This is a genomic window from Epilithonimonas lactis (assembly GCF_900110605.1).
Classification (GTDB): domain Bacteria; phylum Bacteroidota; class Bacteroidia; order Flavobacteriales; family Weeksellaceae; genus Epilithonimonas; species Epilithonimonas lactis.
In genome coordinates this window covers 339,737-361,120 of record NZ_FOFI01000001.1, presented here as the reverse complement: position 1 = coordinate 361,120, position 21,384 = coordinate 339,737, and the positions used below count along the sequence as shown (strand labels likewise).

At 37.2% G+C, this 21,384-nt stretch carries 18 protein-coding genes; 8 read left to right on the top strand and 10 right to left on the bottom strand.

Annotated elements, in window-relative coordinates; all coding sequences use genetic code 11:
* The first annotated feature begins 31 nt into the window (after positions 1-31).
* From BMW39_RS01700 to BMW39_RS01690, 3 genes are all read left to right on the top strand, one after another.
* Complete coding sequence (locus tag BMW39_RS01700; protein ID WP_131474334.1) at positions 32-376, top strand: hypothetical protein; 345 nt, start codon at positions 32-34, stop codon at positions 374-376.
* 129 nt (positions 377-505) lie between these two features.
* Positions 506-1,135, top strand: coding sequence for an NUDIX hydrolase (locus BMW39_RS01695; RefSeq protein ID WP_034976728.1), 630 nt, complete (start codon positions 506-508; stop codon positions 1,133-1,135).
* A gap of 93 nt (positions 1,136-1,228) precedes the next feature.
* Positions 1,229-2,020 (top strand): lysophospholipid acyltransferase family protein, encoded by a 792-nt coding sequence (locus BMW39_RS01690; RefSeq protein ID WP_034976726.1) that lies wholly within the window; start codon positions 1,229-1,231, stop codon positions 2,018-2,020.
* Between the two features lie 99 nt (positions 2,021-2,119).
* On the opposite strand, the gene fabV is transcribed toward BMW39_RS01690, so the two are convergent.
* From fabV to BMW39_RS01650, 8 genes are all read right to left on the bottom strand, one after another.
* Positions 2,120-3,322, bottom strand: coding sequence for an enoyl-ACP reductase FabV (gene fabV, locus BMW39_RS01685; protein WP_034976724.1), 1,203 nt, complete (start codon positions 3,320-3,322; stop codon positions 2,120-2,122).
* A 106-nt stretch (positions 3,323-3,428) separates the two neighbouring features.
* Entirely contained in the window at positions 3,429-5,528 is a 2,100-nt protein-coding gene (locus tag BMW39_RS01680; protein WP_034976722.1) for a type IA DNA topoisomerase, read from the bottom strand.
* A 558-nt stretch (positions 5,529-6,086) separates the two neighbouring features.
* Complete coding sequence (locus BMW39_RS01675; protein ID WP_034976720.1) at positions 6,087-7,370, bottom strand: TolC family protein; 1,284 nt, start codon at positions 7,368-7,370, stop codon at positions 6,087-6,089.
* A 140-nt stretch (positions 7,371-7,510) separates the two neighbouring features.
* Positions 7,511-9,937, bottom strand: coding sequence for an ABC transporter permease (locus tag BMW39_RS01670; RefSeq protein WP_034976718.1), 2,427 nt, complete (start codon positions 9,935-9,937; stop codon positions 7,511-7,513).
* 110 nt (positions 9,938-10,047) lie between these two features.
* On the bottom strand, positions 10,048-12,465 hold the full coding sequence (locus BMW39_RS01665) for an ABC transporter permease (RefSeq protein WP_034976716.1): 2,418 nt from the start codon (positions 12,463-12,465) through the stop codon (positions 10,048-10,050).
* Positions 12,466-12,579: 114 nt separating this feature from the next.
* Entirely contained in the window at positions 12,580-13,302 is a 723-nt protein-coding gene (locus BMW39_RS01660; protein WP_034976714.1) for an ABC transporter ATP-binding protein, read from the bottom strand.
* Between the two features lie 12 nt (positions 13,303-13,314).
* Positions 13,315-13,689: a hypothetical protein gene (locus tag BMW39_RS01655; RefSeq protein ID WP_131474333.1), complete on the bottom strand. Its 375-nt coding sequence runs from the start codon at positions 13,687-13,689 to the stop codon at positions 13,315-13,317.
* A 6-nt stretch (positions 13,690-13,695) separates the two neighbouring features.
* On the bottom strand, positions 13,696-14,937 hold the full coding sequence (locus tag BMW39_RS01650; protein WP_034976710.1) for an efflux RND transporter periplasmic adaptor subunit: 1,242 nt from the start codon (positions 14,935-14,937) through the stop codon (positions 13,696-13,698).
* Positions 14,938-15,111: 174 nt separating this feature from the next.
* Between BMW39_RS01650 and BMW39_RS01645 the strand changes: the two genes are divergently transcribed.
* The 4 genes from BMW39_RS01645 to BMW39_RS01630 all read left to right on the top strand — a co-directional run bounded on the left by BMW39_RS01645 (position 15,112) and on the right by BMW39_RS01630 (position 19,982).
* Entirely contained in the window at positions 15,112-16,152 is a 1,041-nt protein-coding gene (locus BMW39_RS01645) for a PDDEXK nuclease domain-containing protein (RefSeq protein WP_051880020.1), read from the top strand.
* Positions 16,153-16,167: 15 nt separating this feature from the next.
* Positions 16,168-17,511, top strand: coding sequence for a sigma-54-dependent transcriptional regulator (locus tag BMW39_RS01640; protein ID WP_034976708.1), 1,344 nt, complete (start codon positions 16,168-16,170; stop codon positions 17,509-17,511).
* A 120-nt stretch (positions 17,512-17,631) separates the two neighbouring features.
* On the top strand, positions 17,632-18,948 hold the full coding sequence (locus BMW39_RS01635; protein ID WP_034976706.1) for a sensor histidine kinase: 1,317 nt from the start codon (positions 17,632-17,634) through the stop codon (positions 18,946-18,948).
* 194 nt (positions 18,949-19,142) lie between these two features.
* Positions 19,143-19,982 (top strand): restriction endonuclease, encoded by an 840-nt coding sequence (locus BMW39_RS01630; RefSeq protein WP_034976704.1) that lies wholly within the window; start codon positions 19,143-19,145, stop codon positions 19,980-19,982.
* A gap of 93 nt (positions 19,983-20,075) precedes the next feature.
* Here BMW39_RS01630 and BMW39_RS01625 read toward each other — a convergent pair whose 3' ends face one another.
* Together BMW39_RS01625 and BMW39_RS19255 are read right to left on the bottom strand one after the other, a co-directional pair.
* Positions 20,076-20,609 carry a DUF4136 domain-containing protein gene (locus BMW39_RS01625; RefSeq protein ID WP_034976702.1) on the bottom strand — a complete coding sequence of 178 codons (534 nt, stop codon included), beginning with the start codon at positions 20,607-20,609 and terminating at the stop codon, positions 20,076-20,078.
* A gap of 7 nt (positions 20,610-20,616) precedes the next feature.
* Positions 20,617-20,790, bottom strand: a complete 174-nt coding sequence (locus BMW39_RS19255) for a DUF5522 domain-containing protein (RefSeq protein ID WP_165569350.1) — start codon at positions 20,788-20,790, stop codon at positions 20,617-20,619.
* Positions 20,791-21,015: 225 nt separating this feature from the next.
* Between BMW39_RS19255 and BMW39_RS01620 the strand changes: the two genes are divergently transcribed.
* Entirely contained in the window at positions 21,016-21,342 is a 327-nt protein-coding gene (locus BMW39_RS01620) for a hypothetical protein (RefSeq protein ID WP_034976700.1), read from the top strand.
* Positions 21,343-21,384 lie beyond the last annotated feature (42 nt).

Below are 21,384 nucleotides of genomic sequence, written 5' to 3'. Positions count from 1 at the left end.
CTTAACACTGCAGTGTACTGGCATCGCAGAAATGAATTTCCAAGGCGATTTAATGAATGACAAATCAATTGGAAAATGGTACGTAAATGGAGATACTCTACTTATAAAATATGATTCTATTAAACAGCGTTATAATGGAGATGTTCGTTACAAAATTGTTGGAAATAAATTAAAAAATTTACCAGTAAGTAGAGCTCAGTATAAAAAACTAATTGATAGTCTCAAAATTTTAGGTTATGGAGATACTATCAAAAAACTAAAAGTACTAAAAAGTTATAGAAATTTTTCAAAAGCTTCTGGTCAAGTGATGACTGACCATAGAGGAACAATTAAAAGACAATATTTAAAACTTACTAAAACTACAATCTGCAAATAAAATTTTAAATTTATTCATAAAGTATTAAAAGTTGTAACGAAAATATTTGCCACTGTTTTTGAAGTTTATAAATCATAAATTTGTGTCTTTACGATAAAAAAAATCTTTTATTTTTCTTATCTTTGAGATATGCAGACCTTTGGAAAAGATTTACTCAGAGACATCAAACAAGCGGAATTATTGGGCGAAAATGCGCACAAAATTTATTCTCCGCCTTATCGCCCTGTTTACAGTTATGAAGATATTCTGACCAAAAATCCAAAGTTTGCAGCTGTCAACATTCTTCTTTATCTTAAAAATAACGAATGGCATTTTCCATTGATTGTCAGAAGCGTCAACGAAAAAGACCGTCACAGCGGACAAATCTCTTTGCCTGGCGGAAAAAATGAAAAAGAAGATTTGGATTTTGCTCACACAGCAAAACGTGAAACTTCCGAAGAATTAGGAATTGATGAACATTACGTAAGAATCATCCGAGAAATGTCGCCGATTTACATTCCGCCAAGTAATTTCTATGTTCATTCCTTTGTTTCTTACACCAAAAAAAATCCGGAATTCTTCCTTCAAGAAAGTGAAGCGGTAGAATTGATAGAATTTCCGATTTCATCTTTATTAAGTCTTCCCGACCAGCCAAAAAATATGGTTTTGCCATCTACCAACGGCGCAGAAGTTCCAGTCATCGATTTTAATGGCTATATCATCTGGGGCGCTACCTCTATGATACTCAGCGAATTCAGCAACTTATTAAAAAATGTTTAGTTTTGCAGTAATTCCTACGGCTTAGGAACGGAAATTGGTTATCACTTTTAACACATCACATTGATTTTTAGCTTAAAATCTAATTAAACATAAATGGCAAAAAAAAATATTTTTACCGATTCTTTTGGAAACATCTATGTTTTGAAGAGGTTTATTATTTTTATTCTGGGATTGGTTTCCTATCGGAGATTCAACGGTTTCAACAAACTGAAAATCACGGGAACGGAAAACCTCACGGACCTTCCGGACAGCAATGTGCTTTTCGTTTCCAACCACCAAACCTACTTTGCCGATGTCGCCGCGATGTATCATACTTTCTGTGCCGTCAACAATGGATTTCACAACACCATCAAAAATCCTGTCTATCTTCTGAATCCCAAAGTCGATTTCTATTACGTCGCTGCGGAAGAAACGATGAATAAAGGTGTATTGGCAAGAATTTTCAAAATTGCCGGTGCTGTGACAGTGAAGAGAACTTGGCGCGCAGAGGGAAAAAATGTCAATCGAATGGTAGATATGAGCGAAATCGAAAATATTATGACCGCGCTGGACAACGGCTGGGTCGTGACATTTCCGCAAGGAACAACTTCCGCTTTTGCACAAGGGAGAAAAGGAACCGCAAAATTGATAAAGAATCAAAGACCAACGGTAATTCCCATCAAAATCAACGGTTTCCGACGCGCATTTGACAAGAAAGGTCTGAAGATAAAAGTGACCGGCGTAAAACCAACATTGGAGTTCAAACCTGCTTTGGATATTGATTATGATAATGAATCGGCCAACGAGATTCTGGACAAAATAATGCACGCCATAGAGCAAACACCAGAACACAATATTCTGCACGATTACGACACCAAACTGAAAGAATCAAAATCCCAACAATAAAAAACGGCTACTGAAAAAGTAGCCGTTTATGTTTATAATTAAAATGATTGACTTATTCATAGTCTCTCATCTCTCAGTCTATTATCTCTCAGTCTAAATTTAAGCCTCAATACTTGGAACTTGTACGTTCTCATTAGCATCTTTCTCATAATCAATTCCATCCACTTCGAAACCGAAAAGGTTGAAGAATTCTTTTCTGTAACCTGCGATATCACTGATTTCAGAAAGGTTTTCAGTTGTTGTTTCCTTCCACAATTTGTCAACTTCTGCCTGTACATCTTCCGCCATTTCCCAGTCATCAACTCGGATTCTACCAGCTTCGTCCAAAGGAACTTCGCCATTTTCCGTATATAATCTATCAGCAAAAAGTCTTTGAATTTGCTCGATTGTTCCCTCGTGTGTTCCTTTCGCTTTCATCACTTTGTAAAGTAAAGAAATATACAATGGAACTACAGGAATCGCAGAACTGGACTGAGTTACCAAAGCCTTGTTTACAGAAACATACGATTTTCCATTAAGGTCTTTCAATAAATCATTTAGAACAGTCACAGTCGCTTCAAGGTCGTTTTTCGCTTGACCGATGGTTCCGTTTCTGTAGATTGGGAAAGTCAATTCTGGGCCGATGTAAGAATAGGCAACCGTTTGAACACCGTCAGCTAAAACGCCAGCCTCTTTCAAATCTTCCATCCAGAATTTCCAGTCTTCGCCACCCATTACGGCAACAGTGTTTGGAATATCTTCTTCGTTTTCAACCGGAGCAATCGTCACATCAGAGACTACGCCTGTGTGGAAATCCACCGTTTTGTTGGTGTAAGAATTCCCGATTGGTTTAAGAACAGATGAATGTGCAACGCCCGTTTTTGGATGCGTTCTTCTCGGAGAAGCCAAACTGTAAACCACCAAGTCAACCTGACCAAGGTCTTTTTTGATTAATTCAATCGTTTGTTTTTTGATGTCGTCTGAGAATGCATCACCGTTGATACTTTTGGCGTAAAGTCCAGCTTCGTGCGCTTCTTTTTCGAAAGCTGCCGAATTGTACCAGCCAGCAGTTCCCATCTTACCTTCAGAAGCTGGTTTCTCGAAGAAAACACCAACTGTTGCCGCATCGGAACCGAAAGCCGCCGTGATTCTGGAAGAAAGTCCGAAACCTGTAGAAGCACCGATTACCAAAACTTTTTTTGGCCCATTTTTGATAGCGCCTTTGGACTTTACATATTCTATTTGATTTTTTACGCTTTGAAGTGCTCCATCCGGATGCGCCGTCAAGCAAATAAATCCTCTTGTTCTTGGTTGAATAATCATTGTTGAAATTATTTTTAGCATTGCAAATTAAAGAAATTTGAGCAAATAATGAGGAATTATCTGCAAAAAAGGTTTTCAGTAATCGATGCGTTGTGGGTTTTATATTCTATTTTAAGCCGATGGAAAAATCTTCGTTCATTAGCAAAACGCCTTCTTCTTGACCTTGTGTGAAACCTTTGAGTTTTGAAGTTTTGCTTTTAAGAATCAAATCCTGAAGTTGTTTTTCTGACAATTTTTTTCCTAATATTTCAAATGAGACTTTGAAACCACAAGCTTTGAAATCCGAACAGCCGATGGCGGTTTTTCCTTTCATCAAATTGTTGGCTTTGCACTTTGGACATTGGGTTTCTGTCCAGACGATTTCGGTTTTTACTCTTGGTACTTTTTCTTTTGGCGGAGCTGGTTTTTCTTCCTCAAAATTAATTACTTTTCCTTTTGAACTGATGACTTTTCGTGTCAGTTCCGTTACCATTTCTATTAATTCGTCTTTGAATTGGTTAGCCTCGTACTCGCCTTTTTCGATTCTTCGAAGTTTGGATTCCCATTCTCCTGTGAGTTCTGGACTTTTCAGAACTTCATCTTCGATGGTGTCAATCAATTCTATTCCGATTGAAGTTGCAAAAATATTCTTCTTTTTGCGCTCGATGTATTTTCTTCGGAACAAAGTTTCGATAATGTTGGCTCGGGTTGACGGTCTTCCGATGCCGTTATTTTTCAGCATTTCGCGGAGTTCCTCATCTTCAACCTGTTTCCCGGCGGTTTCCATTGCTCTCAGCAAAGTTGCCTCCGTGTAAGGTTTTGGTGGCGAAGTTTTTCCCTGATGAATCAATGGCGCGTGGTCGCCCTTTTCACCGGCTACGAATTCCGGAATGGTTTGTTCCTCGTCTTTATCTTTTTCGTCCTTTTCTTCTTTTTTATCTTTCGCATAAACCGCTCGCCAGCCTGGTTCCAGGATTTGTTTTCCCGAAGCTTTGAACGGAATTGTCCCGACTTGTCCTTCCACCAAAGTATTTGAAATTTTACATTCGGGATAGAAAACAGCGATGAATCGTTTTGCGACGAGGTCATAAATTAATTTTTCCTCACGACTCAAATTTGATGAAGGCGGAATTTCTGTCGGAATAATCGCGTGGTGGTCTGTCACTTTCGTATCATCGAAAACCGCTTTTGTTTTCGGGATTGGTTGAGAAAGTAATGGCGAAATCAAGTCTGAATAAATGGTCATACTTCTCAGAATTCCACCGATTTTTGGATAGAGATTTTCTGACAAGTAAGTCGTATCAACTCTTGGATAAGTCGTGTGTTTTTTCTCGTAAAGACTTTGAATATAATTAAGCGTATGTTCCGCAGAGAACCCAAATTTCTTATTCGCTTCCACCTGAAGACCCGTCAAATCGAATAATCTTGGGTTCTTCTCTTTTCCTTCCTTAATTTCAAAAGAGACAATTTCGAATTGATTTTTCTTGAGATATTCTAAACCTTTTTCAGCTTTTTCTAAAGTTTTAAGTCTGTCAATTGATGCACTGAAAAGCACATCTCTGTATTTTGTTTTGAGTTCCCAATATTCCTCCTGAGAAAATGCATCGATTTCCTTCTGACGCTGAACGAGCATTGCCAAAGTCGGTGTTTGAACGCGTCCGATTGACAAAACCGCTTTGTTTCCTCCAAATTTTTTTGTGAATAATCTCGTCGCATTGATTCCGAGAAGCCAATCGCCAATTGCTCTTGCGTTTCCTGCTTGATATAAATTTTTGTAATCTTCCGCAGGTTTTAAGTTTTCAAAACCTTCTTTGATGGAATCTTCGGTCAAGGACGAAATCCACAAACGTTTCATCGGTTTGTCGCATTTGGCCTTTTGCAACACCCAACGTTGAATGAGTTCTCCCTCTTGCCCGGCATCACCACAATTGATGACCTCATCACATTCCTCCACCAATTTTGCGATGGTGTTGAACTGTTTCTCAACGCCATTGTTATCTATCAATTTGATTCCGAATTGTTTGGGAATGATGGGCAAGAAAATCAAATCCCAAGATTTAAAATGTGGTGCGTAATCCTGCGGTTCTTTCAGCGTGCAAAGATGTCCGAAAGTCCAGGTGACGCAATAGCCGTTTCCCTCCATGTAACCGCTTTTGGGATTGTTGGCTCCCAAAACTTTGGCAATATCACGGGCAACGCTGGGTTTTTCGGCTATACAAAGTTTCATCTGACTTGGCTTGAAATAAGGCTTGCAAAAATGCGATTTTTAAATTGAAAAAACGAGGGATTTTGAACACAAAGTTCACAAAGATTTTTTGAATCTACTGAAAATATTTTAGGTTCACGAAGGCGCTTCGCTTATAAAAGGTTGAATGTGAATTTATTTTCTTCAAACGCAAAGTGCGCAAAGGTTTTTTTGAAATAATTGAAAATATTTTAAGATTCGCAAGGACGCTTCGCTCATCAACGATTTTGTTTTTCTAGCAGATTTTGCAGATTTGAATTGGAAGATAAAATTGAATTGATAGACAAATCCTCAATTCTTGCGAAGCGCGCCCCGACTTGAATGGAGCTCATTTTTTGTGGCTGGTTTTAGGGTAGGCTAAAAATAGCGGGAATGGAAGGCGGAAAAAGGCGCCTAAATTTAATCAAATGAAAAATCCCTCCGATGTGTGAGCCATCAGAGGGATTCGAGAAAATAATATAATGAATGTTTTGAATTGGGGGTTAAAGTCTTCGACTCGGCTCAGACTGACTTCGTTTAGGTAACAATTATTTTTTAATTTTAAAATCCGGATTCGAAAACTTTCAAAAGTTCGGTTTGTTGGATGACTTCGTTTTTGCTGTTGATGAGATTGTAATTTGCTTGTAGCCAGTTGTTTCGGACGACGAAGAAGGTGTAAGCGTCCATTAAGCCTTCTTTGTATTTCTCTTCGGATTTTTGGAAAGAGAGTTTTTGGTTTTCGAAATTGGCTTGGAGCAACGTGTATTTTTCTTCGGAATTCTGGAATTGTGCCTTGATGGAATTGATGGTTTGCGTAAGATTATTAATCACAATTTCTTTGTCATAATTGGAATTGATGACGTTCAGTTTCGCAATCTCGATATTATTTTTTACTTGTAATTTATTGAAAATCGGAATATTGAGTCCGAAACCTAATTGTTGATTTTTGTTCCTTTTGAATTGGTCAGAAAATGCATCCGCCGATTCGCCCAAAGTCTTGCTGTAGAAACTCGACCAAGTGTAAGAGCCGTTCAGCGTCGGCAAATAGGCAGATTTTGCGATGGCAATGTTTTTTTGATTGGCTTTGATTTCCATCAAAATCGTTTGATAAGCCGGATTTTTTTCGAGGAGATTTTTCACAAAATCCGCGTCGTTGAAATTAGAATGCGCCAACGCATCGTCTTCCATTTTGAAATCCAGAGAATCGGTCGTGATGGCCAAAGCATTCAGCAAATTAATCTTGGACAAATCTCTGGAATTTTTTGCGGAAACCCATTGTTCCTGCAATGTTCCGAGGTTAGCCTTGATGTCGTAAACGTCACTTTTTGGTCGGTTTCCTATTTCCACTTCTTTCTCGGTGCGCTTGATTTGGTCTTCGATTCCGGAGATTTGGGTTTCCAGAACATCCAGCCAACTTTTGTTGTTTTGGTAATTGAAGAACATTTGGATGACATTCAGTTTCACCTCATTTTGCGCTTGCTTCATTCGGAAAGTTGAGGTTTCGCGATTGATTTTGGACAATGAAATATTGAGGTAATTTCGCCAGTTCATCAGTTCCCAATTGGCTTGTGCGTAGAAATTGTCGTTTTGCGTATTGATGCTTTCACGCTGATTATTCTGCGGATTGATGCCGTTTCCGAAGTTGTAATTGTGGTTGATTCCGGCATCTGCAGACGGCAACAGCATTCCTTTGGACGCGGAAACCAATCGGTCATTTTTTTGAATGTTGACCGACGATTGCTTCACCAAAGGATGATTGGCAGAGGCGTAATCCAGACATTGTTTCAAAGTCCAGGTTTGTGCCGGGAAAAGGTTGATTAATAATATGAAGAATAGTTTTTTCATTGTTTTTTATTTATTGGCTGTATAAACCACCCCGTCAAAAATTTTTAATTTTTGCCACCCCTCCAATGGATGGGAATTTTATTGTTGTTTGTCTCCATAGGTTTCACCTACGGCTACTTATATTGGAATCCTTCGGATTCTCATTCGTATTTCAGATATTTAACCAAACTGATTTTTGTGGCGCGGTAAGCTTTAAAACTCACGACAATGAAGGTTAAAATCAATAAAGAAATCATACTCAGAGCGTAAGGCCAAACCGGCATATCGATGCGGTAAGCGAAATCCTTCAGCCATTCGTTCATTGCATAATAACTGACGGGAATGCTGAATACAACTGCGATGATACAGATTATTAAAAATCTTTTGGTCAAATCCCAAATGATGGTTCTCTCATCTGCGCCCAAGATTTTTTTGATGGCGACGTCTTTTAGCTTTTGTTCTATTAATAATGATGATAAGGCGAATAATCCTAATAATGCGACCACCAAAACCACGATATTCAAAGTTGTGAAAAGCGTCTGCTGTTTTTGGAATTTCTCAAAGGTTTTTGCGAATTGCTTGTCTATGAATTGATAATCAAATGGATAACCAGGCTCAGCTTTTGTAAGCCAAAATTCTTTGATACGTTCAATGGTTCCGTTGATGTCGTTTCCGTCCAGCCTGATTTGGAGATTGGTCATACTGTTTTTCGCCCAATTTCTATCGTAATTATAAAAAGCGGCAGCATCAATGGGCTTATCTACTCCACCGAAATAGAAATCTTTCACCACGCCTAGAATCTTGTATTTCTTCTTTTCTTCCCATCCAGGCAGGATTTCTTTCCCGATGGCCTGCTGATTGTTCCAGCCCATATTTCTAACAAATGTCTCATTCACAACAGTTCCGCTGATGGTGTCCGACGTTTTTTTCCAATTGAGGTCATTACCTGCGACCATCTTCATATCATAGAATCGGAAGTAATTTTCTTCGATGCCGCCGACTGCTACATTGTTGACAATTTTTGTAGTGTCGCTTGCGGATTTTGCAATAGATGCATTCCGAAGCCCCATTCCCAAAGATTGTACAGAACCTGTGGTTTCCACAACACCAGCGATTTTTCTGACTTCATTTTTCAGCAATTCATACTTTTTGACATCATAATCTTTCTCATTATAATTGGTCTTTTTGAAATCGATTTGAATGACCTGATTCCCTTTGAAACCCAAATCTTTCTTCATCATAAAGTCAACTTGAGAATGAATTATCAACGAACAAATGATGAAAAATGAAGAGATTATCAATTGCAAGGTCAGGATTGAATTTCGTAACCAAACACCGTGTTTGCTTCGGGAAAAATTACCTTTTAATGTATTGATAGGTTTGAAATTTGATAAATAAGTCGCCGGTAAAATCCCTGCAAACAATGCAAATAGAATCAATAAAACTGCTGAACCGACGAAAATATTCGGGTCGCTCAGTTTAATTTCTTTGTCCAAGTATTTGTTGTACGATGGTAAAAGCAATTCGACCAAAGCAAAAGCGATAAAGTAAGCAACCAGACAAATAATGAAAGTTTCTATCAGAAACTGAATCACCAAACTGCCCTTAGAGCTTCCCATTGTTTTGCGAACACCAACTTCTTTCGCACGCTGAGCAGATTGTGCGGTTTTTAGATTAATCAAATTGATTCCTGACAAAATCAAAATAAGAATGGATAATCCTAATAATATCTTCAAAGATTTCTTATCACCTTTTGAGATTCCATCGCCTTTTGCGTCTAATTTCATTTTGGTAATTGGCGTCAAAAATACTTTGGTAGGATTTTTTTTATCCACCTCTGCGCCCCATTTTTTAGAAAGAATCTCTTCGTGGTATTGCTGTTGTTTGGATAACTTCTCTTCCAGCTTTTGAATGTCCGTGCCCGCTTTTACTTTAAAAAGACCTAAGAAACTATAGCTCATCCACTGCGTATCATCTTTTGGTTGATTTTCCAAGGTTAGATAATCTGCTTTAAAAACTGAATTCTCATCAGGAAATCTATATATGAAAGAAACTGTGTAAAGATTGCCATTTTGGTCTTTCTTGACTGTTTTTCCAATACTGTTTTTGTAATCGTCGCCAAATAATTGCCTCGCTGTGTTTTCCGATAATGCGATTTTTGACTTATCTGTTAATGCATTATTGATATTGCCTACAACTGTCTCGAATGGGAAAAATTTGAAAAACTGACTGGAAACTTGTCCAGTTGTGGAATAGCTGGAATTTTCGCCCGCAACCAATCTCGTTTTATACCAACCCCAAATATTAGCAATCGTGTAATCCTCAATCTCTGGAAATTTCTCTTTTGAAACATACAATTCCGGATAGCTTGATTGTGACATATTTCCAAAACTGGAAATATGATTCTCGACTAAATAAATATTTTCATTGTTGGGAACCCATTGTTCATAAGACTTTTCATCCTGCCAATGGATATATATCAACAGGAAGACACACAGACCAACACTCAATCCCAAAATATTGATAATGGTGGAAAGCCAGTTTTTTCTGTAATTGATGAATGCTATTTTGAGCCAGTTCTTAATCATAATTGATGGATGATAATTAAATGATTTTGGATTGGAAGTTGGGTGCGGGAAGATGGAAGTCTGATTACAATGCTAAAAAACTTCCAGCTTCCAGCTTCCAACCTCCATCTTTACTCGTATTTCAGATATTTCACAAGGTTCACTTTTGTGGCTTGATATGCTTTAACGCTTACTACTGCGAATGTCAAAATCAATAATGAAATCAAACTCAAGACGAACGGGAAAACCGGCATATCAATGCGGTAAGCGAAATCTTTCAGCCATTCATTCATCAAATAATAACTGATTGGAATACTTATGATAACCGCAATTAAAGTAATCCAGAGGAATTGTTTTGTCAATCCGACAATCAAAGTTCCGTCTGAAGCGCCAAGCGTTTTTCTGATGGCGACGTCTTTCAGTTTTTGTTCTATCATCAGTGATGATAAAGCAAACAATCCGAGTAAGGCTACCATTAAAACCATTGCGTTCAGGATGGTAAAAAGCGTTTGTTGTTTTTGGTATTTCTCAAAGGTTTTTGCAAACTGTTGGTCTAGAAAATAATAGTCAAAAGGATAACCTCGTTCTACATTATTCTGCCAATAGGCCTTCAGTCTTTTTACAGTTCCGTCGATGTCATTAGGATTAATTTTCAACTGAATATTATAAACATTGAATTTCTTCCATTCGGTTTCTCTATAGTGGAAAAAAATGATCGGCTCTACTTTTGTTCTCAAACTTCGGATGTTGAAATCCTTTACAACGCCTACAATTTTATAATTTTTGTTGTCAAATCCAGGTCTGATCTCATTCTTCAAAGCGTCTTCATCTTTCCAACCGAATTTTCTTACAAAAGCTTCATTAACCATCACATTATTGATGGTGTCTGATGAAAGATTCGGATTCAGCCAACGGCCTGTTTTCAGTTTTACATTAATGAATTTCAGATAATTATAATCCATGGAACCGTGCTGACCTTGGATACTTTTGTCCTTATAATCCATATTTGACGAACTGCTCCTTCCATTTCCGGGAACTGCTTCTCCGTAAGAAATATCAACTACACCTTTGATTTTTTTCATTTCAGTTTTTAAACGTTCATATTTCAGCCAAGGTTTCGGATCGCTTTCGCTGAAGTTGATCATCATAATCTGTTTTCCGCTGTAACCAAGGTCTTTATTCATCATATAGTTCACCTGCTGATTTACAATTAATCCACCGATGATAAAGAATGAAGAGATAATCAATTGTAAAGTCAAAATCCCGTTTCTCAGCCAAACGCCGTGTTTGCTTCTGGCAAAATTCCCTTTCAGAGTTTCTATCGCTTTGAAGTTGGAAAGGTAAGTTGCAGGAATCAATCCCGAGATCAATGTTACCATAAGAACCATCGCAAATGAGTAGAAATAGATATGCCAGTCATTCATCACCATTTCTTTGTCATAGAACTTGTTGAAACTCGGCAAAAGCAGTTCTGTTAAAGCTAAAGCTAATAAATAAGAAGCCATACAAATTAGAAATGTCTCCATTAGAAATTGAAAAACGAGATTGGTTTTTGTACTTCCGATGGCTTTTCGCACGCCGATTTCCTTTGCTCTTTGAGAGGCTTGTGCTGTTTTTAGATTGATGAAATTAATAGCTGACAAAATCACAATCAAAACAGAAAGTGTAAACAAAATCATCAAAGTCTTGAAGTCTACCGGACCAAACCAAGACGCCTTTGCATGGAGTTTTATTTCAACCAATGGTGTAAGAATGCTGTCCGTGGGACCGTAAAGGTCAAGATATTGCTGAATGGTCATTCCTGCAGAATCTTTATCCAGACTTGCGCGATATTCAAAAACATCTTTCACAAATTTTTGCTGCACAACCTTCGGGTCTGTTCCGGGTTTCAGCATAAAAAACGACCCATAATTGAAGTTGCCCCAATTTTTTTCATCACCCTTAAACTGTTCCATAGAAGGATGGATGACGAACTCGGGCTTGATCTGGCTGTTTTCTTTCGGCAACTCGTAAACTGCGGTTACGACATAATTTTTGTTATCGAATTTTACACTTTCGCCAGCAACATTGGTTTTACCAAACAGATTTTTTGCTGCTTCTGTAGAAAGAGCAATTGCGCTTTCGCCCTTCAAAGCATCTTTATAACTTCCGGAAACCAATTTGAACGGAAACAATTTGAAAAAACTTTCTGTTGCAGTCATTCCTTCTTTTTGGAAAACTGTTTTCACTTTCGTCGTCATCTTTAGACCAATTCCGGAACCATTGAACAAAACATAATCTTGAACGCCAGGAATTAATTCCTTCGCTCGTTTTGCCATCGGAATAGAAATGTTGTTTCCGTAGGAATTTTCTGGTTTGTGATAAGTCTGGAAATAATAGATATTATCTTTTCCCGGATTCCATCTTTCGAAAGATTCTTCGTCATTCCAATGCATCAGGATGAGCATAAATCCAGTCAGTCCTATCGTCAATCCAAAAAGATTAATAATCGTGGAGAGCCAGTTCTTTTTATAATTGATGAGGGCAATTTTAAGCCAATTGTTTAGCATAATTGATAGTTATAAGTGATAAATGATAATGCTGGAAGTCGGATGCGGGAAGATGGAAGAATTCTGTAGCGTAAAACACCCAGCTTCCATCGTCCGGCTACCTTTATTTAACAATTATTCGAAGTTTTTTGCGTCCGCTTTTTCGAAGACGTCTCTTCTTTGAGAAGAATGTTCTTCGCTGAAGATTTCACCGTCTTTCATATTTACAATTCTTGAAGCATAACCTGCATCGTAAGACGAGTGAGTCACCATTGCAATCGTAGAGCCTTCTCTATGGAGTTCAGCCAAAAGGTTCATCACCTCGTTTCCGTTGGAGCTGTCGAGGTTTCCGGTTGGCTCATCGGCAAGGATTAATTTTGGTCTTGTCACCAACGCTCTTGCAACGGCCGCTCTCTGCTGTTGACCGCCGGAAAGTTGCTGTGGATAATGTTTTGCTCTGTGTGCAATGTTGATTTTCTCCATAATTTCTTCCACACGTTTTTTTCTTTCTGAGGAAGAAACGCCGTTGTAGATCAATGGCAATTCGATATTTTCATAAACCGTGAGTTCATCAATCAAATTAAAATTCTGAAATATGAAACCGATATTCTTCTTTCGGATGTCCGATTTTTTCTTCTCAGAAGTTCCGATGGTTTCTGTTGATTCGAATTGATAAGAACCGGAGGAAGCGCTGTCCAGAAGTCCAAGAATATTAAGAAAAGTAGATTTTCCACAACCTGAAGGTCCCATTATCGCTACAAATTCGCCTTCTTTGATGTGCAGGCTTACATTGTTCAAAGCGTTGGTTTGAACATCTTCTGTTTTATAGACTTTTGAAAGGTTTTGAATATTTATCATTTTTATTAATTTTTAAAGTGTTGTTTTTCTGATTTCTCCTGTTTGATTGATGTAATATTTTGATTTTAAATCTCTGGTCAAAGTGATGTTTTTCCAATCCACGCCTTTGATTCCTTCGAGATTGATTTGATTTCCTCGTTTGGAATATTGAACCAAAAAATTGGAATTTTCCTCGTCGGGATTTTTCTCAAGATTCGCCATTGCATTTTCATTAAGGACGACTTTTCGGTGAGCGTCAAAACTCAAATAGCTATAATTACAACCTTTGGAACATTCAAAAATAACGTGATTCTTTTTGAAAGAAATGGTCCATTCCAGCTCTGTCGGCTTCTGTGAATACGCCATTGCGGAAAATGAACATAATAGTATTAAGAATATATTTTTCATAATTAGTTATTTTTGAATATCTAAAATCTCATATTTCTTCAGTTCAGTGTAATCTGATGTAATGACCGTTTCACCCTGTTTCAATCCGGAAACCACTTCGTAATACATTTGATTTTCTCTTCCCAGACTGATGCTTCGCTTTTCAGCTTTGTTTCCTTTTACTACGAAAATCCATTTTCCGTTTGTGTCTTTGTAGAAATTTCCTTTTGGAATCATCATACTTTGCGTATCAGCAGAGAGTTTCAGTTTCACGCCGAAGGTCATCCCGATTTTCAGATTTTCAGGTTTTACATCTACAAAATTAAGTTCCACAGAAAATTGTCCGTCTTTCACTTCGGGAAGAATCTTGGTAATAATCACATCAAACTGTTTCGCATTGCTTTCCAGACTTCCTTTGATGCCGTTGATTAATTTATTGATATAATACTCATCCACTTTGGCAATCAGTTTGTAACCGCCCATCAAATCGACTTTTCCAATGCTTTCTCCACTCGTCAGATTTTGTCCTAATGAAATATTAAATGATGACAATCTTCCGGAAACCGGCGACATTATCAGGAAATTATTTTTGTTGGAACGAAGAATATTCAGACTTTTTTCCATTTGATTAATGGAACTATTAATGGCGGAAAACTGAGAATTTCTGGAAGCCTTTTCACTGGAAGCGCCTTTTTCCACAATCACTTTTCTTTGTTTCTGATAATTTAGATTTTGTAAAGCGATATCATAATCGGTTTTCTTTCCGATTTCCGCATCGTACAATCTTTTCTGAAGGTTGAAAGACTGCAAAGCAGTATTGTAATCATTCTGGGACTGAAGCAACTCCTTATCCTGGTTGAATTCCTGATTTTTCAGTTCCAAAAGCGAACTTCTCATCTGACTGATTTGTTGCATAATTCCCGTTTCCTGATTCAAATAATTGAATTCTGTATTAGGATTGTAAACTCTTGCGATAGGCTGTCCTTTAGTCACCATTTGTCCGTCTTCCGCAAAAATTTCTTTCACTGCGCCACCTTCCAGAACATTTACTAAAGAAGAATTGAGAGATTGCGTTTGCGCCGTCACCATCAGCATATCTTCAAATTTCCCATTTGTCACTTCATCCGTTTGAATATCCTCCAGCTTTACATTATAAGTTTTTTTCTGATTCAAAAAATACCAGCCAAAAACTGAAATCGACAAACTAGAAAGAATGATAATCGATATTAATTTTAGTTTAGATTTCTTTTTTACTATTTTCGTATCCATATTTTGAGATAACTTATTTATCTACAGACTATTACACAATGCAGATGCCAGAGATTTATAAGTTTGTAACACTCTGAAAATGTGACTTAATATATTTTATTTAACTTTAAGACTGTTCATTATCGGACACTTTTTGTGCGAAAACGAACATCTTAATTGATGAAAATAAAAACTATGACAAAAAAATCAAAAAATACAGATTCCAATGATAATCAAATAGGATTTCCCAGCGAAAAACTATTTAGCGATTTATCTAAATTAATAGAGCAAAGCCACCATCAGGTTGCGATGCAGACCAATAGTACATTGACTATTTTGTTTTGGCAGGTTGGTAAGCGTGTCAATGATGACATTCTTCAGAACCAACGTGCAGAATATGGAAAACAGATTGTGTCGACGGTATCGTCACAATTGGAACATCTGTACGGTCGGAATTTTACCGAAAAAAATGTGAGAAGAATGATGCAATTTGCAGAATTGTTTTCCGAAATGCAAATTGTCGTTACACTGTCACGACAATTGACTTGGTCTCATTTTTTAGTATTAATTCCTTTAAAATCTGAAGGAGCAAAAGAATTTTACGCCCAATTAGCAATCAATGAAACACTTGGCGTAAGAGAACTCCGAAGACAAATTGGCAACAAAGCCTTCGAAAGAACTGAAATTGCAAATATTCAAGTCAATAAAAACGAAAATTTTCCTATTAATACTTTCAAAGACCCATATCTTTTGGATTTCCTTGCACTGCAAAATGGTTATCTAGAAAAAGATATTGAAACTGCTATTCTTCACGAATTAGAAAAATTTATTCTAGAATTAGGAAAAGGTTTTGCTTTTGTGGAACGCCAGAAAAGAATGATTATCGACGGCGAAGATTTTTACCTTGACCTGTTATTTTATCATCGTTCACTTAAAAGATTGGTTGCCATCGAACTGAAATTAGGAAAATTCCAGGCAAAACACAAAGGTCAAATGGAATTATATCTAAAATGGCTGAATAAAAATGAACGTCAGCAAGGCGAAGAAACCCCAATCGGACTTATACTTTGTGCCGAAAGCAGTAAGGAGCAAGTGGAGCTTTTGGAAATGCACAAAGACGGAATTATGGTAGCAGAATATTGGACAGAATTGCCTTCTAAAAAGGAATTAGAAAGGAAATTACATTCTGCTCTTATCGAAGCAAAAGAACGTTTCGAACGCAAGAAATTGCTTTAATCTTATAACACGAAAATGCGAAAAAAAGAAGCTCATATTTTAATAGTAGATGACGACGAGGATATTTTATTTTCGGCGAGAGTCTGGCTCAAAAAATTTTTCACGGAAGTGAGTTGTCTCAGTCAGCCGAAGAATATTTTGAAGTTTTTAGCCGAACAGCAAGTTGACACGGTGTTACTTGATATGAATTTCCGGAAAGGGTTTGAAAACGGGCAGGATGGATTGTATTGGATGAATGAAATCAAAACGCTGGAACCTCAGCTTCCAATTATTCTGATGACCGCTTACGGCGAGGTGGAATTGGCGGTTGAAGCTTTGAAGAACGGCGCATCGGATTTTATTCTGAAGCCTTGGAATAATGAAAAATTATATGCTTCCGTAAATCTCGCAGTTGATATTTCCCGAAAAAATAAAAAACTGAATCAGTGGGAAAATGTGAGTGTGAAAACCAATCAATATCAGTTGGAAACGGCGTCTTTTGCAATGCAGGAAGTGATGGAACAAATCACGAAAGTTGCGCCGACTGACGCCAACGTTTTACTTTTAGGAGAAAACGGAACCGGAAAATATGTTTTGGCAGAGCACATTCACGAATTATCAGAAAGAAAAAACCAGCCTTTCGTTCACATCGATTTGGGAAGTCTGTCTGAAAATTTGTTTGAAGCGGAATTATTTGGTTATAAAAAAGGAGCTTTCACCGATGCGAATCAGGATTATTCCGGGAAAATTGAAAATGCGCAGAACGGAACAGTATTTTTGGATGAGATTGGAAATCTTCCGCTTCATCTTCAAACCAAATTGTTGAGTTTAATTCAAAATCGAAAATTGACGAGAATTGGAGAAAACAAGGAACGAGCGTTGGACGTGAGATTTATTTTTGCGACGAATGAAAATTTAAAAAAAGCCGTTTCAGAAAATCGTTTCAGAAAAGATTTGTATTACAGAATCAACACCGTTGAATTGCAAATTCCGAGTTTACGAGAGCGATTGGAAGATATTCCAACTTTGGCTAACTATTTTTTGGAGAAGTACAAACAGAAATATCATAAATCTGATTTAGCTTTAAATGAATCTTTGACTAATGAACTCACAACGTATTCCTGGCCGGGAAATATCCGTGAACTCGACCATTGCATTGAGAGAAGCGTGATTCTTTCCAATGAGAAAAATTTAAAATTATTGATGCCTCAGGATGAAGAATCTGACAAACCAATCATCAATCTCAACATTGAGGAAATGGAAGAAATTCTCATCAAAAAAGCTTTGAAAAAACACAGAGGAAATATTTCTTTGGCGGCGGAAGATTTAGGATTGTCGCGTGCCGCGCTTTACAGAAGAATGGAAAAATTTGAGTTATAATAAAGCAGGAAGTTGGAAGATGGAGGAAGGAAGTCTGAAGTTAAAATTCAAGCACAGTTCCGAAGGAACGATTTAATCAAGGACGGGATGAAATCCTATTAATCAAAATTTGAATTATAGATGAACAAACAACAAATTATCTGGCTAATATCTATTCTTCTGGCGATTGTCAGTGGGATTTTCGCTTTTGATTTTTACACACAAAGCAAGTGGATAAACTTCGGATTGTTTACTGCTGTAAGTATTGGATGCATTATTTTGGCGCAGATTTCAGCTTTGAGTTATGTTCAGAAAAGTGAGAAAATATTGTTGGCGATTCAGAAAAAAGATTTTTCACTGTTTCCCAAAACGGAGGAAAATAATTTGGTTGATAATGCTGTAAAACTTTATTATCAAAGCAAAGAAGAACATTTGTCGTTATCATCTTACAAACTTTTGTACGAAGAAATTCTGAATCAACTGGAAATCGGGTTGATGATTCTTTCCGAGAAAAACAATCAATGGGAAGTTTTTTATGTGAATCCAGTTTTCCTGGAAATTTTACAGATTCCAAAATATAATTCCTGGGAATTGTACGAATCCAAAACATCAGAATTTTATAAAATCATCGAGCAAACCAATTACGAAAACTCGCAGGAATTCTTTGATATTTCGATTAATGAAAATGTAAAACAGTCATTTTCTCTTCGAACCAAAAAAGTGCAGAATGTCAAAAACCGTTTTTGCATCATCAGTCTGGAATCTGTTCAAAAAATCATTGAGCAAAAAGAAAAACTAGCGTGGAATAATTTGATGAAAGTGATTTCGCACGAACTTCTAAATACGTTAACACCTGTCAACAGTTTGATTCAAAACCTTGAATATATTGCCAATCAGGACATTGTTGACAAAGATGACCAGGAAGAAATGAAGGAAAGTCTGATGATTATCAATTCAAAATCCAAACAACTGTTGAATTTCGTGGACGATTACCGACAAGTTGCAGAACTTCCAAAACCTGTTTTCAAAACTATTTCTCTGACTCAAATTGTAGAATCTGCACTTAATTTTCTCAAGCCGGAATTCGAAAAAAATAATATTACAATCATCAATTCATTAGAAAATCAAATGATTTTTGCTGACCAGAAAATGATTGAGAGATGTTTGATTAATCTTTATCTGAATGCAATTTACGCAGTTGCAGACAATTCAGAAAGAATCATTAAAACAGAAATAAGAACATTCAACAAACGAATTTTACTAAGCGTTGAAGACAACGGAATCGGAATCTCAAATGAAATTAAAGACAAGATTTTCTTGCCATTTTTCACAACCAGAATCAGTGGTTCCGGAATTGGTTTAACTTTGAGCAAAAGTATTATCGAGGCGCATAAAGGCTATCTTAATTATAAGCCTTTGGAAAAAGGAAGTCGATTTGAAATGTGGTTTGTGGAGTAAATGTAAAAAGTAAAATGTATTTAAGTACAAAGTATTTATTATCTTTTGGGACGTAGAATTGCTCGCAGCCCGACTTGAGCGGAAATCCTTTTTTGTGGCTGGAAAAGCTAGGCAAAAAGATTGGGAGCGGAAGGCGGATAAAGCTGCCCAAACCTAACGAAAGTGGTTCGACGTAGTCAAATAAAAATTAAACTATGAAAATCAAAAACAACGCTGGCGAAATTATAGAATTTGAAATCTCAAAACTGGAAAAGTCACTTCGGAACTCTGGAGCGGAAGAAAATTCCATCAAAAAAGTGATTGAAAATATTTTGCCAAATTGCATCGAAGGTGTCACAACACGAGAAATTTACAAACTGGCTTTTGACGAGCTGAAGAAAATCTCAAATTCCGTCGCAGCAAGATACAGCTTGAAAAAAGCATTGTTGGAGTTGGGACCTGCAGGATTTTATTTCGAACAGTGGATTGCGAGAGTTTTTCAAAATATCGGCTACAAAACCGAAACCGGACAATTGATAAAAGGACATTCGGTGACGCACGAAGCGGACGTTATTGCCAAAAAAGATGAGAAAACCTATTGGGTAGAATGCAAATTCCGAAATGCGGAAGACACGAAAATCTCCGTCACAACGCCGATGTATGTTTTATCGAGAATCAAAGATATTTCTGGAATTAATTATCATCTCTTCGGAACTCAAACCGAATTTACAGATGGCTGGCTCATCACCAATACCTATTTTACCAAAGATTCTGTGGCTTTTGGCGAATATTACGGACTCCGATTGCTGTCTTGGGATTATCCAAAAGGTAAAAACATCAAAAGCTTGGTGGACCAAAATGCGCTCTATCCAATCACTTGTCTAACAACCTTGGACGGAAAACAGAAGCAAAAACTACTTGAGAAAAAATGTGTTTTGGTAAAGGAATTATTCAACAATCAGAATTTACTAGACGTTTTGAATTTGAGTGACGCAAGAAAATCAGAGATTTTGAAAGAAGCAAAAGAACTTCTGGTCATCAAAATTTCGGAATAAAAAAACCATCTCATAAAAAATGAGATGGTTAATATTAGTACAAGAAAGATAAAGTCTAAAATCTATCAGTCTATCATCTAAAAGTCTAAAAAACTATTTCCCCTTCTGTGGCGGATAATTTTTCATTATCTCAGCTACGATTTCCGGGATTTGTCTTTGTTTAGACTTCGGCGAATCTACGGAAAGTCCACTTCCGATTCCTTGCCAAACCAATTTCTGGGTTTTCGCATCTACGATGTCCACTACGATGGTTCCGCTGTTGTAATTGTTCGTCCAGGTATTTCCCATTCCGAAACCGCCGCCCCAGCCCCAAGGTCTTCCCCAGCCAAAACCGCCGCCGTAAGAAGTCGTTACATCCTGCACTTTCTTGTGCGAAGCTTTCACATTGATAATCAAATCAGGATTCTGAGCCGATGTCAAAGTTTTCGCTTGCAGTTGTTTGGACAATTCGTTCAAAACTCTGTCTTTGTCGATGTCGTTCAGCTTCAGGTCGTCTGTTCTCAGCAAATAAGTTTTGTAGTTGGCAAAATTTGCCGTCGCTGCATAGTCAGATTTCACGTTGAAAGGGCTGCAAGAAGTCACGCCCAGAGAAACTGCTGCCAGTAATATGAAGAAATATTTTTTCATTGTAATATTATTTAGATTTTTTAATAAATGTATCCGTCTTTTTATCGTAGCCATACGGGCAATGTCGACATCCACTTTTGCAGCAATAACCACGTTTCAGATGGAATTTCTCCGTAAAAACCTTGTAACCTTGCTCGTTGTAGTAGAAGTCTTCATTCTCTTTGATGTCATTTAGTTTCATAAGTTAAAAAACTGTACCAAAATTTTTATCTTTGATAGATTATTAATCAAAATTATTATGGCAGCTATTTCCGCCCTCCGTTCCCAATCTTTTTGCCTGCGCTTTTCCAGCCACAAAAAAGGATTTCCACTCAGGTCGGGCTGCAGATTCGTCTTCAAATCAAATTTATCCCTTAAATATCAGATTTAACTTCCATCCTCTAACTTCCATCTTCCAAACCAAACTATGATAATCATCTGCCAAAGATTACTCAAAAATACTAAAATTTCGGGGATTACCTTGTTCCCGTTTATTTTGCTGAGGAAAAAAGAGTTGAGACACAATCCGATTCTCATCAACCACGAAAAAATCCATCTTCGGCAACAATTGGAACTTTTGATTATTCCGTTTTACATTTGGTACCTGTCAGAATATTATATCAAATATCTGAAGTACAAAAATCCAGACCTGGCTTACCGAAACATCAGCTTTGAGAGAGAAGCGTACAAGAACGACCAAAACTTAGATTATCTTAAAAAGAGGAAATGGTGGAGTTTCATTTCGTATTTGTAATTCAAGAAAAATCGGGCTCACAACCGACTGACAATCAATTAT